General features: G+C 35.3%; 12 protein-coding genes. 5 read left to right on the top strand and 7 right to left on the bottom strand.

Annotated elements, in window-relative coordinates:
- Positions 1-9: 9 nt before the first annotated feature.
- On the top strand, positions 10-1389 hold the full coding sequence (locus ACG72T_RS10525) for a 6-phospho-alpha-glucosidase (protein ID WP_395266178.1): 1380 nt from the start codon (positions 10-12) through the stop codon (positions 1387-1389).
- A gap of 137 nt (positions 1390-1526) precedes the next feature.
- Here ACG72T_RS10525 and ACG72T_RS10520 read toward each other — a convergent pair whose 3' ends face one another.
- Positions 1527-2252, bottom strand: a complete 726-nt coding sequence (locus tag ACG72T_RS10520) for a MurR/RpiR family transcriptional regulator (protein WP_395266177.1) — start codon at positions 2250-2252, stop codon at positions 1527-1529.
- A gap of 177 nt (positions 2253-2429) precedes the next feature.
- Complete coding sequence (locus ACG72T_RS10515; RefSeq protein WP_395266176.1) at positions 2430-3611, bottom strand: MFS transporter; 1182 nt, start codon at positions 3609-3611, stop codon at positions 2430-2432.
- 294 nt (positions 3612-3905) lie between these two features.
- On the opposite strand from ACG72T_RS10515, the gene ACG72T_RS10510 reads away from it, so the two are divergent.
- On the top strand, positions 3906-4544 hold the full coding sequence (locus ACG72T_RS10510) for a GNAT family N-acetyltransferase (RefSeq protein WP_395266174.1): 639 nt from the start codon (positions 3906-3908) through the stop codon (positions 4542-4544).
- A 225-nt stretch (positions 4545-4769) separates the two neighbouring features.
- Here ACG72T_RS10510 and ACG72T_RS10505 read toward each other — a convergent pair whose 3' ends face one another.
- A complete protein-coding gene (locus tag ACG72T_RS10505; protein WP_395266173.1) occupies positions 4770-7124 on the bottom strand; it encodes an isopeptide-forming domain-containing fimbrial protein in 2355 nt (784 codons plus the stop codon).
- Positions 7125-7398: 274 nt separating this feature from the next.
- Here ACG72T_RS10505 and ACG72T_RS10500 point away from each other — a divergent pair, with 274 nt between their 5' ends.
- Together ACG72T_RS10500 and ACG72T_RS10495 are read left to right on the top strand one after the other, a co-directional pair.
- Entirely contained in the window at positions 7399-8172 is a 774-nt protein-coding gene (locus ACG72T_RS10500; protein WP_395266172.1) for a hypothetical protein, read from the top strand.
- 101 nt (positions 8173-8273) lie between these two features.
- Positions 8274-9440: an MFS transporter gene (locus tag ACG72T_RS10495; RefSeq protein ID WP_395266171.1), complete on the top strand. Its 1167-nt coding sequence runs from the start codon at positions 8274-8276 to the stop codon at positions 9438-9440.
- 59 nt (positions 9441-9499) lie between these two features.
- Here ACG72T_RS10495 and ACG72T_RS10490 read toward each other — a convergent pair whose 3' ends face one another.
- On the bottom strand, positions 9500-10393 hold the full coding sequence (locus tag ACG72T_RS10490) for a LysR family transcriptional regulator (RefSeq protein WP_395266170.1): 894 nt from the start codon (positions 10391-10393) through the stop codon (positions 9500-9502).
- A gap of 117 nt (positions 10394-10510) precedes the next feature.
- Here ACG72T_RS10490 and ACG72T_RS10485 point away from each other — a divergent pair, with 117 nt between their 5' ends.
- Positions 10511-11239 (top strand): DUF554 domain-containing protein, encoded by a 729-nt coding sequence (locus tag ACG72T_RS10485; protein ID WP_395266169.1) that lies wholly within the window; start codon positions 10511-10513, stop codon positions 11237-11239.
- Between the two features lie 256 nt (positions 11240-11495).
- On the opposite strand, the gene ACG72T_RS10480 is transcribed toward ACG72T_RS10485, so the two are convergent.
- From ACG72T_RS10480 to ACG72T_RS10470, 3 genes are all read right to left on the bottom strand, one after another.
- Positions 11496-12080 carry an IS3 family transposase gene (locus ACG72T_RS10480; RefSeq protein ID WP_395266224.1) on the bottom strand — a complete coding sequence of 195 codons (585 nt, stop codon included), beginning with the start codon at positions 12078-12080 and terminating at the stop codon, positions 11496-11498.
- A gap of 165 nt (positions 12081-12245) precedes the next feature.
- Positions 12246-12911 (bottom strand): transposase, encoded by a 666-nt coding sequence (locus ACG72T_RS10475; RefSeq protein ID WP_395266168.1) that lies wholly within the window; start codon positions 12909-12911, stop codon positions 12246-12248.
- 244 nt (positions 12912-13155) lie between these two features.
- The gene (locus ACG72T_RS10470; protein WP_395266167.1) at positions 13156-14142 is read right to left on the bottom strand and encodes an HNH endonuclease; all 987 of its coding nucleotides are present in this window, start codon (positions 14140-14142) and stop codon (positions 13156-13158) included.
- Positions 14143-14165: the final 23 nt, after the last annotated feature.

Genomic DNA, 14165 nt, shown 5'->3' with positions numbered 1-14165 from the left:
GAAGATAACATGAAAAAACATTCAATTTTAATTGCAGGTGGAGGAAGCACATTTACTCCCGGAATTGTAATGATGTTGCTTGATAATATGGATAGATTTCCAATTAGAAAACTAACATTATATGATAATGACGAAGAAAGACAAGCAACCTTAGGAAAAGCGTTAGAAATAGTTCTAAATGAAAAAGCACCTGAAATTGATTTTAAATTCACAATTAAACCTGAAGAGGCTTTTACTGATGTTGATTTTGTATTTGCACATATCAGATCCGGTAAATATAGAATGAGAGAATTGGATGAAAAAATTCCATTAGCTCATGGAGTTGTGGGACAAGAAACATGTGGCCCTGGTGGTATTGCTTATGGTATGAGAAGTATAGGAGATATTATTGAATTAATTGATTATATGGAGAAATATTCACCAAATGCCTGGATGTTAAACTATTCCAATCCAGCAGCAATTGTAGCTGAAGCGTGTCGTGTACTAAGACCAAATTCTAAGATACTGAATATTTGTGATATGCCAGTTGGTACGTTGAGAAGAATGTCTCAAATTGTTGGTCTTACTCCAGAAGATTTAGAAGTGAAATACTTCGGCCTGAATCATTTTGGATGGTGGACTAGTGTTAAAGATCATAATGGTCATGAGTATTTACCAGAGATCAGGGATTATGTGGCTAATCATGGCTATTTAACAAAAGTCGAGGTAGATACTCAACATATGGATGCTAGTTGGCAAGCAACTCATAAAAAAGCTAAAGACTTACTTGCTGTTGACCCTAGATTTTTGCCAAATACGTATCTTAAGTATTATTTGTATCCAGATTATGTGGTTGATGAGTCTGACCCTAACTATACGAGGGCTAATGAGGTTATGGACGGAAGAGAGAAAAACGTTTTTTCAGCTGCACAAAGAATTATTGATGCTGGTACATCCTCAGTTGGTGAATTCAATATTGATAGTCATGCCTCTTTCATTGTTGATTTGGCGAGAGCCATTGCATATAACACACATGAGAGAATGCTTTTAATTGTACAGAATAATGGAGCAATCTCTAATTTTGACGACGATGCTATGGTAGAAGTACCTTGTATTGTTGGCAATGATGGTCCAGAACCTTTAGCACAGGGTAAAATTCCAATGTTTCAAAGAGGGATGATGTATGAACAAGTAACAGTTGAAAAATTAGCTGTTCGAGCATGGATAGAACATGACTATCAGAAATTATGGCAGGCACTCTCCCTATCAAAAACGGTTCCTAGTGCTCAAGTTGCAAAGGAATTACTTGATGATTTGATTGAAGCAAATAAGGAATTTTGGCCAGAGTTAAAACGCCCAAATAGGAAATATGGTTTAATATCAGAAGTTGGTGAAGAAGAGCCAGTATAAGTGCATTTCTCTAGTTTTGATTAAATGAATATGTATTTAAATTAGTAACAAAACTATATGTCTAGATGTTCAAAAAGCCCCTAATTTATAAGGAAAGGAAATATATTTCTATCCTTGAATTAGGAGCTTTTTTGATGTTAAAATTTTTCTGATAAGCCGATTACTTTCTCAAAAACATACAAAACATTTGGGAAAAATGCATTTGAGAATTGATTATAGTCATCTGCAGGAAAATTATCCTTGCAAATGATCGGAAGAGATGAAAGGTAGTTGATGGTATTATCATTGTTGCCCGTGAAGCTGACAACTTTAATTCCTTCATCATTTGCCATTTTGATTTTGTCGATGACTTGTTGAGTTTCTCCAGACTTCGAAATAACAACTAAAAAATCAATATTGTTCAAATTATTTTCAAAAACACCGATAGAATCAGCACCGGACGAAATTAAACACTTCTTCCCAAGTATCAATAGCTTCTTATAGATATATTCTGCAACTATAGTTGAAAAACCTGTGGCATAAATATATATGAAATTTTTTTCCTGTGAATGAATCATTTGTGCAAATTCTTCTAGCAGTTCATGAGGTGTGTCTATAATCTTATCGCCAATATCAGAAATAATCTCATCAGAATTGTCATTCTTGATTAAATATTCAGCTATTTTATAATGCATTTCAATAAAACCAGAATAACCTAACTTTTGAGCCAAACGCATTACAGTTGAGGTGGAAGTGAAATTAGCCTTGGCGACACCTCGAACGCCTAAGTTTAAGACTTCGTTATTATTATTTAAAAGAAATTCGAGAACTTCTTTTTCACTATTTGTGAGATTTTTAGTATTTTTCAATTTAGAGAATTTCAATCAAATGCCTCCAACTTAGAACATACGATATAAAACAGTTTCATTATTTATTTTAAACGGATAAATAAAAAAATCAGCACCTTTATATAAATTAGTAAAATTCATGGTGGTTTAATAAAGTATGGTTTTGAAGAGCTTTTATATGACTTAATGATTTTTACCCAAAGTTCTTAATTACTATTCTTCTGCTACAATCGGATATTTTCTAACAATAAAGGTTAAAAGATAAGAGAGCGCCAAGATTACCGTCACAACTAAGTATGGATAATGGGTATTCCAATCCATCAATGCCCCTGACATCAATGGTCCAATTACGTTACCAACACTTGTCAAAGACATGTTCATACCATTGATCAAACCTTGATTAGAGCGGCTTGATTTGGTTAATAAAGTAGTGATTGCAGGTCGCAATAAGTCAAACGATGAAAAGATAATTAAGGTTGCTACGATAACTTCGATATGGGAATGTGCTTGCGTGATCCAGAAAACACAAATTGCACTCAGTAAAAAGGCAATACTGATTAGACGCATTTCACCAATTTTACTGATGATCCAATTAAAGGCGGCCACTTGTAGAATTAGTGAAATAATTCCATTCAAAGTCAATACTAAGGCAATCGTCCCCAAGCCAAAGTTGAAAACTTGGTTAACGTAGATACTATAGATACTTTCAAATCCTTGTAGTCCAAATGATGAGACTAAAATCATTCCAAAAAGCATTACCATTGGTAGAGTTAAAATGGCTCTGATTGAACCCTTTTCTTTAGCTTTGGCCTCCGCATCTTGTTCCTCTCGTAAGAGCACTTCTTTGTTTTCCTTCAAGAAGAATTGAGTAAAAATGGCACTGGTTAAGCTAAGGACACCGGCTACCCAAAAGGGAGTCTTATAGCTGATACCGGCTAGGATACCACCCAGTCCAGGTCCTAAGATCAAGCCACCACTAAAAGCAGCAGAAAGCCAACCGATGACTTTAGCACGTTCTTTTAAAGTAGTTAGATCAGAACCTAAGGCCATTGAAGTTGGAATAACCATAGCAGCTGACAGGCCACCGATAATTCTCGAAAGATTAAAGATAGGTAGGCTAGTTGCTACCGCAAAGATAAATTCGGAAATCATATAGGTAAATAATCCAAAAACGATTACTGGTTTACGGCCAAGTTTGTCAGACATTTTACCAACGATTGGCGAGGCAATAAATTGTGCAAAGGCAAAGAGAGAAGTCATAACTCCCATTTGCGAAGTCGTGAAATGATATTCGTTTTTGATGAATGGGGTGACAGGGATAACCAAGCCAATTCCCAAACAAATTAAAAAGTTGCTGAATACTAAAATATAAATAGATTTTTTGTTTTTTCCCATACTTTTCCTCCCCACTAGTCGTTTTAAAGTTCAAAAAAACTACCATCGACTGATAGTAGTTAATCATAAGAAAACCGATATCCTAAGCTAGGCCTAGATACCGGTGAACTGAAAATCTTACATTACAGATTAGCATACTATGGATTTTTTCAATTGTCTAATATTTCGTAATAAAAACAAAAATGAAAAAATATTAAATAATTGAACTTTTGGCATATAAAATTGCTTAATGATGGACAATTTGTATGTTTGATCTTATTATGTAGTTATGGCTGTTAAAAGGAGGTCATATTTTTGGATTTTCGAAGTGGGTTAAATAGCGATAAACCCCAGATAATAAATTTACTTACAGATTCATTTAAAGAGTACATAACAACTAAGAACATGTTCCAGCAGGAGTTTCGTTCTAGTGCAAAGTTCGATCGCTTAATTAGAAAATATTTTGCACTCGAAGTTAATGTATTCATGAAAAAAGGTTTGGTTTATGTTGGAGCTGACGGAAAGGGAACGCCTAGAGCAGTTGCTCTAATTGAATTTAATCAAGGTCGACAGATCAGTATGTGGGACTATCTTTCAATAGATGGTCTGAAGATATTGCCTGAAATCCTTAAGAGTGGATTCAATGGTTTCAATGCATTCGATATCTTTAAGTTTGAAGACATTTTTGACAAGGTTAAGGGTAAAAAGAAGTGTATCGTTGAATATTTGGCTGTTGATAAGTCCTTGCGAGGTCAAGGGATTGGTAGCAAAATGTTGAATAATCACATTAGCCCTTATGTTAAGAAGATCGGATACCGTAATATTATTTTGGAAACAAATACCCAAAAGAACGTTAAGTTCTATAAGAAAAATAATTTTTCCGTGCGCTCGGTTAAAAAGGTTAACTTGAGTCATGGAGATGTTAAAGATTGGGTTTTAGCTAAAAGTATTTAAGACAAACAAAGAGCCGTTCACATATGTGAGCGGCTCTTTTTATAAAAACAACTGATTCCTACTCCCTTATAGTACCAGATTATTTTTATAGTAGATATTTTTTTAAGAAAAATTAATTCTTTAATTTGGTGAATCAACCATCGTCCAGGTCAAGGTACCTTTATAAGATCCTACTTTCGTATTAGCAGCAAGTTTGATCTTCCAATCGCCGACACCGACATATCCTTATAGGCCAGTTGGTTGATCCGAACCACCCTTGAACAAAGCAGTTTGAATAGGAGTACCGCTAGCAGAGATAGGAGTGAACGAACCGGGATCATCAGGCGAAGAGGTTCTTTGTCTGATAAATAGTAAGCCCGAACCGTCATCAGTTAAGGTATCGCTACCAGATTTCATTTTAGTATCATCATTGTTATTGTCATAAGAAACATTGACTGAAAAATCATTGGTTGAGGGATGCATTATTTGTAAGCCGCCGTTAGTAGCGACATTTTTTAAGACCTTTTCACTGCCATACATATTAGTTTGACCAAAATCAATGTCAGGAACGCTTAAAAAGGCATTGACGTTTGAAACAGAGACATTGGCTTGAGAAGTTAAATCGCCAATCGAGAGCGAGTTAGTTTTAATTCCAGTCGCGGTAGCAGTATTAGTGATGACACCGGCTACTGAAGCATTGACTTTAGCTTTGAAAGTTAAGGTGGCCGTTTGGTTAGCACTCATTGCCCCTAAGTTGAAGCTTCTTAGACTGTCACCATTAGTTAAATGGTCAGATCCATTGTCAGCACTGTAATTGACACTCCCTGGTACTAATTGAAGACCACTTGGTAAGTCATCACTCAAAGTAGCGCCATCTTTCATCGAATCACTGCCAGCACCTAAGTTATATTTAACTTGATAGTCAAGAATATCACCATATTTGGCGTCGGCACTAGAAGCATACTGGGCGTTAGTACCGTCTGATTCGTTTTTGACGAGTTTGGTTAGTGTGGGGTAAAAATTAGTCTTGGTGATCGGGATAGTTACTTGTGCATTATATTTAGTATCAGTCGTTGTACCAGCATTAGCATCACGACCATAGAAGTAGGCAGTATTTGTGATTGAGGATAAAGTATTGGCACTGTTATCAATTGTAGCGTTGTAAGTTATTGTTGAAGTCTTATTTGCACCGACAGAAACTTTCTTCATATCAACAGTTAAGAGTCGAGTTGTCGGATCGTAAGTTGAAGCACTCGTCGCATCTACACCGTCAACCTTGATTGATTTTGTATCAAGATCCAATCCATTAGGGATCGTATCTTCCATTTTAGTGTAAAGCCAACTAGTTGGAAGCGAACCGTCTTGACCATAGTTAGTTAGTTTCAATGAGAAATTTAATTTATCGCCAATACGGTTTGTAGTATCTTTGCGATCAGCAGCTGTCTGGTTAGTGTATTCTTTTTTGGGAATAACTAATGCGTAAGGAACGTATGTAAGTCCCATTGTTGATGAAAAGTGGGCTTGTTTACCAGCGGCCAAACTGGTTGAAGGCCATTTTAGAGTATAAGCCGTATCAGTTAGGGTAGTAGTTAACGCGGCATCAGCAGCGGCACTAGCTTGACCAACACCGTTTGTAAATCCAGATGACCAATCCGTGTTATTAAAGGTATGGCCTGTAAAATCAGTAAAGCCATCATTTGTCACGTTAGTGACCATTAACTTACCAGGATTATTACCAATATAGAGACCGATTCCGCCACCAATTGCATGTGGAACGATTAAATCATTTGAACCAGCAGCTGATCCTAAAGCAGTATCTTCTCCGAACCAAGTCTGAAACGTTTGAGTTGTTTGACCGGGATTGTATAGATAAAGTTCACGTTGTACAAAAGCTGCGTTAGAAGGTGATGGACGCAATAAAATTTCAGCATACATATGATATGCTTGATTTCCACTACTGGATTCGGCCTCACGTGTAAATTCACCAACAATCTTATAAGCAGGATTGCCATTATCGTCCGTGCCGACGTAGTATTGCTTATTGGTTAACCCGATATTTCCGTTATTATTGGCTGAGTAACCTAATAGTGCGAACTCACGCGATGAAATTTTACCAGTATAGTTTGCAGGTGTAATTAGAAAGTCTGGAGATGAACTAGATGCCTGGCGAAGCATTTCAGTTTGGTCGCTACTTTTTCCTTGGAATACTGCGCCATAGTAATTACCAGCATTATTCATAAAGATATTCATTTTGGAATAAACCATATTTTGAGATGCTGAAGTTAAACCTTCGGTTGGTTTTAAAAAGTTACTGTCCATACCTTTAACAACTTTACCAGAATTGTTTTGAGCCCCACCAAAAGTATAATCTAGCGTAATATCGCTGGCAGACGTTGCTCCTTTTTTGACCAGAATACTACCAGTTTGTGAAGTTGGTAAAGTTGCAGCTGAACCCATGCGTTTCCAGTTACTAATTCCATCTTGAAAGTAATTACTGTAGTTCGTTTCAGCTTTAATTATTGATCCTGATAAGGACAACCAGCTGAAGAGAACTACCAGAAAACTGATAATAAAAACTCCAAATTTTTTAAATTTGTTCATAATTTTTCCTCTCCGATACACTTATCACAATCTACCATTATTATAAATTGGATATATAACTCAAATATTCCATTTTACGAAAATATTTTTATATAATGTTGGCTTAATGCCATAAAACTGTATAAAAAAATATATATAATTGATTAAATTAGATATTTTGTATATAAATATTATAATATTTATAAAAATGAAATACTTGGTTACTTTTAATTCCGTAACCACGAAAAAGATATGTTAGAATCTAATCAATAAATATATTTTGAAAGGCAAAATAATGAATACAAATTTGACGGGGGACTTTTCAAAAGAAACTATTACTTTAAAATTAGCTGGTAATGGAATCGTTAGATATCATGCTAATGAACCTAAGCAAATAGAATCTGAATCTATTTTTATTATTTTGAATCGGCAACGTGTGGTAGGGTTGAGTTTTGGCAGTATCGAAAATGATGCGGCGGGAAAGAATATTTATTTGGAATTGATAGTTCCAGAAACAATTGTTCCGGCAGAATTCTTTTATTTCTTGACTTTGGAGATGGATAAAGCAGGATATGAAATGAATGTTGGCTATTCAATGTCAGTCTCACCAGCCTCAATGAAAAAGTTTCAAAAATATTGGCGTACTATTTTACCTTTACTGCAAGCCTTTGGGTTACAACTAGCAAAGCAGACCAAGAGAACGGCAGCAAAACCACGTCACAAGTTCGACCCTAAATTGGTTGATCAGCCATTTTCAATTGATTACAAAGGCAGTCAAGCAATAGTTTATTGGAAGAAGCGAAATGAGTTTGTAATCAAAAAAGGTGCAACATTAGTAGAAAATGCACCTTTGACGAAAGCAGGTGTGATTGGTTTTGCGGGTAAATTTGGATTGCGGTTGCGTGACGAACATGCAGCTGCCATCGAAAATTCACGTTTAATCGAAGATGTAACCTTGAGAAGTGTGAATGAAGTTGGTACGTTTTTGTATTTTGCTGGCACCAACAGTTGGCTGCAATTAAAATCACCTGATAATAAAACTTTGCATGATTTGACCGTAGTTAAATAAAGCCTCAATTGACAAAGATTTTTAAAATGATAGACTTTTCACAGATTATTTTGATCGACGGCGTGAGCTGGCGGTCTTTTTTTGAAATGGGGGGAATGATCATGAAAAAAGTTAATGCACAAGTTTTAATTTTTGGAGCTTTTTTGGAATCGGTTGGAGCAAGCTTTATTTGGCCGATCAATACGATTTTTATCCATGATTATTTGCACAAATCCTTAGCTGTGGCGGGGACGGTCCTGTTTTTCAATTCGATTCTGACCTTTTTAGGTAATTATGCCGGTGGAAAACTTTTCGATCGTATTGGTGGACATAAAACGGTTATTGTCAGTACCTTAATAGGTTTGTTGGCCTTGATTGGATTAATCTTCAATCATGGTTGGCCTGCCTATCCAATCCTTTTGCCAATTTTAGGCTTTGGAGTGGGAAGTGCCTATACGGTGATCAATTCCTTTGGGGCACAGATTGATGAAGTTGATAAATATAAATTATTCAATGCCATCTACGTGGGGACTAATTTAGGCAATGGAATTGGCACAGCTTTGAGTGGTTATATTGCGGGCATCCAAATGACTTGGGTTTTTATTGCTAATTTTGTTTTTCTAGGACTATTTTTTGTCTTATCAGTCTTTACTTATGGCAATCGCAATGTGGTTCCCAGTCGAAGAACTAAAAAAAGCCATCCCGTAAAAACAAAATTAAAACCGGGGACGGCTTTGATTGCAATATTTTTAGGAACGACTTGGATATCATATTCACAATGGAGTAGTAATATTTCCGCTCACTTGACCCATTTAGGTATTCCTGTCAGTATGTATAGTTTGTTGTGGACGATCAATGCAATCGTAATTGTGATCTTCCTACCATTGATAAATCATTTGGCTGAAAATAAAGCCTGGTTTAAAAAAATTCAAGTACCTGTGGGAGTCGCATTTTTTATTATTGCTTTTGTGTCAATCATCGGTGCTACCAAATATTTTGCCTTTGCAATCGGGATGGTGGTCCTGACGTTGGGTGAAATGTTAGTTTATCCAGGCATTCCCGCTCTGATTGGTGAATCGACCCCCAATGAAGAGGCCGGACGCTATCAAAGTATCATCAATATGGCAGCTACATTTGCTAGAGCGATGGGTCCTCTGTTAGGTGGAGTCTTGATCATGTATAGTTCGTATGATGTGATGTATTTAGCAGCAATTGCCGTTCTAGCAGGTTCATACTTTATCTTTAGACGAGGAAGAAACGAATTAGCTAGTAGTAAAAAATCAGTGTAGTTAGTGATTTAAAAAAAGATTCTTTAGAAAATTTCACGTAATTTAAACGTGGAATTTTTTTATTTATGGAAATAATTGTTAGTTTGTTCGGTTATGAATTTCCAGAATAAGGATACGACCGCCGAATCATTGTCTTTTTGTTTCATGAAGACCAATTTACTCTCGGATTGAGGTTTTAGTGTGACTACTTTAATTTGAGGGTAATTAGTGAGATCAACAGACTCTTTTGAAACGATGGAGATACCTTGATTTTGATTGACCATTTCTAAAATTAAATTCATATTTTGGCCTCTGTAGGTAATTTTCGGTTGGAAAATTAATGATTGAAGCTTTTGATAAAGTGGATTAACCTTACTGAAATTGTCACTGAAGATTAAAATGTTTTGACTTTTCAATTGTTCAATTTCAAGTGAGTTTGCTTGAGATAAAAGATTGTCTTGATGTATTAAAGCAACAGTTTGGTCAGTTTCATTTGGCAATACATTATAGTCCGGATATTTATTATTAAAAATTCTAGTAAAAACTATATCAACATTTTTTTGATCAAGAGCATGTTCTAATTGATCAACATTATTTTCACTAAACTTCAATTTGATTCGAGGATATTGCTGAGTAAATTTAGCAATCATCTTAAAGGCTTGGTATTGTGGAAGTGATGATAAGCCTTGAATAATTAACGGCCGTTCGGTGAGCCAAATTTGGTCATCAATCAGCTGTTGTAAATCATTTGATTGTTGTAAAAGTTTCTTCACTTTAGGTAAAAGCAGTTTGCCAGCACTAGTAAGTTTGACTTGCCGATGAACTCTGATAAATAATTTAACGTTCCATTCTTTTTCAAGCGACATGATATGTTTTGAAACCGTTGATTGAGTTAAAAACATACGCTCGGCTGTTCGACTGTAATTTTGAGTTTCGGCTAAATCATTGAAAATAGCTAATTTCCTAGTATCCATACTTTGCCCCTAACTATTCATAATCTGAATAGTTTAACACTAAAACTGAATTGTTCTGACGCTTTTTGGCAATTAAAATATTATCTGAAGTTATTTTTTATGTTAGGAGTTTTAAAGATGCCAATTGGTGTAGTAATAAATGTGCTTGCTATTTTTTTTGGAGGAATTGCAGGTGCCCTGGGTGGACAAAAAATGTCGGATCAATTCAAGGATGGTTTGAATATGGCCTTTAGTATTTGTTCAATTGCAATGGGGATATACGCAATCGCTCCTTTAAAAAATTTGGCGGCCGTTATTTTTGCAGTTATTATCGGGACAGGGTTGGGAATAATCTGTCACTTTGGCCAGGCAATTACACACGGAGCACAGTGGATGCAACGATTGATCTCACATTTCTTAAGCGTGCCCAATAAAATGGATCAAGAGTTATTTGATACGACCTTGGTGACCATTATTGTGTTGTTTTGTGCCAGTGGAACGGGAATTTACGGTACTTTGACTGAAGGAATCAGTGGGGATGCGACCATCTTGATTTCTAAATCTATTTTGGACTTTTTTTGTGCCTTTATTTTCGGTGCCAGTTTAGGAGCCGTAGTGTCACTGATAGCTGTTCCCCAATTTGTGATTTTGATGATTATCTTTTTTTTAGCCCATGTAGTTGTACCATTGACCACACCAAATATGATTCTCGATTTTAAAGCAGCCGGTGGGGTATTGATGCTAGCTAGTGGATTTCGGATCACCAAGATCAAAATGTTTCCTACCGCTGATATGATACCGATAATGATAGTTATTATGCCTATTTCTGCTTTGTGGACTCAGATTGTGATGCCAATACTTCATTAGTTTGGTTTTTAGTTGGATTATTTTGGAATGGGTGAGATTTTATTTGAAAGTTAGGTGGGATGTGATTGCATTTCATACCATAAATAAATAGCATTTTTATGTTCTTTGTAACGAGTGGATCTAAAATATAGGATATCCTCTAATTGATTGCTCTAAACATTACGTTATATTATATAGTGTGATAAAATACAGACACAAAAAAGAGGGATGCTCGAACTGAAGTGCAACACAAAAGTTAGATAAAATTAAATAATTTTTAAGCTACCAAGGCATGCTCCCTGTATTCACGGGGAGTCATGCCTTTTGTTTTTCTTGAAACTCTTTGATCATTAGACCATTTGATGTATTCTTTTGAAATTTCTTGAGGTTCTTCAATATTTTCGCAAGGCGGAAATCCATTAAGACATTTTGTTCTGTAGAGATGGAAGAAATTTTCAACTGGAGCATTATCTAGACAATTTCCCTTGCGAGACATACTTTGTACAAAATCATTTTCAGAGAGTTTATCAATATAATATTCTATTCGGTAATAACAGCCCTGATCAGAATGAATTGTTGGCATTGCTTCTTCTGGAAGAATCACTATGAGTTCATTTAGGGTATCCATAATCAATTCACTATTAGGACTATTACTCATTTGAAAGGCTAGAACTTCTTTACTTGCCTCATCTGTTATTGCAGAGATATAAGCCCATTTAGTATCTGCTAAGCGGACTTGTGTAACATCAGTGTGTAGAATTTTGAAGGGTACAGTTTCATCAAATTTTTGTTTTAAAACATTGGGAACTACTTTTCCGACAGTACCTTTATATGAAGAGTACTTTCCGTTCTTCGTTCTTATGTTGATTATAAAGACTCACTTGAACTCCTAATTCGCCCATTAAGCGATGGATATTCAACTTGGCTAGTTCGTCACCTATACGTCTATAACCGAAGGTTAGACGTCTGCGCAATCTGCCTCTTTATGCAATTTTCAATATTTCTACTTTGATGTCTTTATACTTATCTAGATGATTTTTGATGCGCTTACGTTCATCATGATACGCAGCTTTCTTAAGACCAATAGCCCTAAGGATTTCATCGATTTTATATCGTTCTTTTTTGGGGAAGGGACTCTTGTTCGACCCTGATCTGATCCACTATTTGCGTTTTTTTCGCCCTTTGAGGTCCCGAACAGGGTCATTGATTTTTTTAAGATGTTATTCTCCGGCTTTGTATCGTACAATTCCTGATTTTTCTTTGCTAGCTCTTCACGAAGTCGATCTACCTCGTTCTTATTTACCAATTTACGTAACTTCTTTTTATCATGTTTCAACTTAGATTTCCTACCTTTCGGATGAGACTTCAAGGCTTCTATACCATACTGGTTGAAAGCCGTCCTCCAAAAGCTTATCTGACATGAATTAACATCAAATTTTGCGGACACTTCGGCTAAAGTTTCATCATGAGTTTGGTAGTAGTTTATCACATCAATTTTGAATTCAGCCGTGAAATTTCTTTTAGTCCTTTTTTGTTTAAGCGCGTCTGCACCGCTTAAACGGTACTTTTGAATCCAAAAAATAACTTGTCGTTTGGATATATTATGTTTCTCCGCAAGATGACGCATGCTGTTTTCTCCTTGAAGGTATTCACCAACAATCTCTGCTTTTAATTTTGAGCCGTATTTAACCATATAAAAAAAGTACTCCATAACTGTTAGATTTCTTGTCTAACAATTATGAAGCACTTCAAAACATATAGGCGGTTGATCCGTCTTTTTTTGTATATTTTTTAATTCTTTCATCTTTTTTAGCCATAATTTCTCCTAAGCGTGTGGAAGCAGGTTTAAGAGAGGTCTATGAATTTTATCACCTTCTTTCAATTTTGGTAAAAATAAATAAGCCTACTAATTAGACTCATTTATATAAAGTTTTCAATTAAGCAATGATTTTGTCAGATTTGGATCTATTGCACTTCCAACAAAGTGTTTGTAAATTGTCAGGTGTTGTTAAGCCACCCTTTGCGACAGGCATTATGTGATCAACCTCTAGTAGAAGGAGACTTTGTTGGGCAATTGATGCACCACACATTTGACAAGTATAGTTATCTCTTTCTTTGATTGAATTTCTCAAAGAGTTAGTCATTAGTGATCTTTGTGCTTTTGCAGATTTATTATATTTGATTCTGCTAGATATGTATTCTTCCACTGCTTCTACGGTTCTACTGTCAAAGGTTATTGTGGATTTTTGAGAACTATTACCGCCAGCACTTACATACTCGAATGTGTATGTTGCATAGTTAATATTAATCTCAGGAACCTGCATACCGGTTTTATCAAGTAATTCTTTTCTATAATATTTAAGAATAAATTTAGGTGGATTGAAGCCATTTTGAATTTCTTGTTCTCGTTCTTTTAAGTTATTAACAGTATTTTCCATTCTTGAAATATTAGTATCTATTTCCTCAAGCTGATTCAAACTTTCATCTTTAGCGGGAATGTCAAAATATTTACAAAGATATTTGATAGGCTGCTCAGATGCATTTCTAACGACTTGAAGTGAAGCTGAATATACATTATTGCTGTTTAAATGTTTTTCATTTTTATCCCGTTTGTAATCTTGTCTACTAGTATTTTCAAAAGTTGCCAAATCAGAATATTTGCTCTTAGCATTATCTGGAATAAATTGATTATCATTTGGTATGCTCTGAACATAATTAGCTATTTCATTATAATCATTAATTGTGGAATCAATTTTAGCCTTATGATCTAAAAACTCTGGACTTTGAAAGTATTTCTCCTTCATTCTGTATCTAATAAAACGATATATTCCATACCCGATAGCTAATGCAAGAAGTACAGGCCAGATGGCCTGAAGTAACATAAATAATAAAACCAAAATAATTGCATATATAAGATACTGCATGTTTTTCCCTCTGTTTCTAAAAT

Source organism: Companilactobacillus sp. FL22-1 (assembly GCF_043951805.1).
Taxonomy (GTDB): domain Bacteria; phylum Bacillota; class Bacilli; order Lactobacillales; family Lactobacillaceae; genus Companilactobacillus.
The sequence above is the reverse complement of the archived record's forward strand: the minus strand, read 5'-3'. Positions and strand labels throughout refer to the sequence as shown.

Bases quoted from the DNA above. Each gene is read 5' to 3' on its own strand.
- ACG72T_RS10525 (WP_395266178.1), top strand. From the start codon at position 10: ATGAAAAAACATTCAATTTTAATTGCAGGTGGAGGAAGCACATTTACT.
- ACG72T_RS10515 (WP_395266176.1), bottom strand. From the start codon at position 3,611: ATGGGAAAAAACAAAAAATCTATTTATATTTTAGTATTCAGCAACTTT.
- ACG72T_RS10505 (WP_395266173.1), bottom strand. From the start codon at position 7,124: ATGAACAAATTTAAAAAATTTGGAGTTTTTATTATCAGTTTTCTGGTA.
- ACG72T_RS10500 (WP_395266172.1), top strand. From the start codon at position 7,399: ATGAATACAAATTTGACGGGGGACTTTTCAAAAGAAACTATTACTTTA.
- ACG72T_RS10495 (WP_395266171.1), top strand. From the start codon at position 8,274: ATGAAAAAAGTTAATGCACAAGTTTTAATTTTTGGAGCTTTTTTGGAA.
- ACG72T_RS10490 (WP_395266170.1), bottom strand. From the start codon at position 10,393: ATGGATACTAGGAAATTAGCTATTTTCAATGATTTAGCCGAAACTCAA.
- ACG72T_RS10485 (WP_395266169.1), top strand. From the start codon at position 10,511: ATGCCAATTGGTGTAGTAATAAATGTGCTTGCTATTTTTTTTGGAGGA.
- ACG72T_RS10475 (WP_395266168.1), bottom strand. From the start codon at position 12,911: ATGGTTAAATACGGCTCAAAATTAAAAGCAGAGATTGTTGGTGAATAC.
- ACG72T_RS10470 (WP_395266167.1), bottom strand. From the start codon at position 14,142: ATGCAGTATCTTATATATGCAATTATTTTGGTTTTATTATTTATGTTA.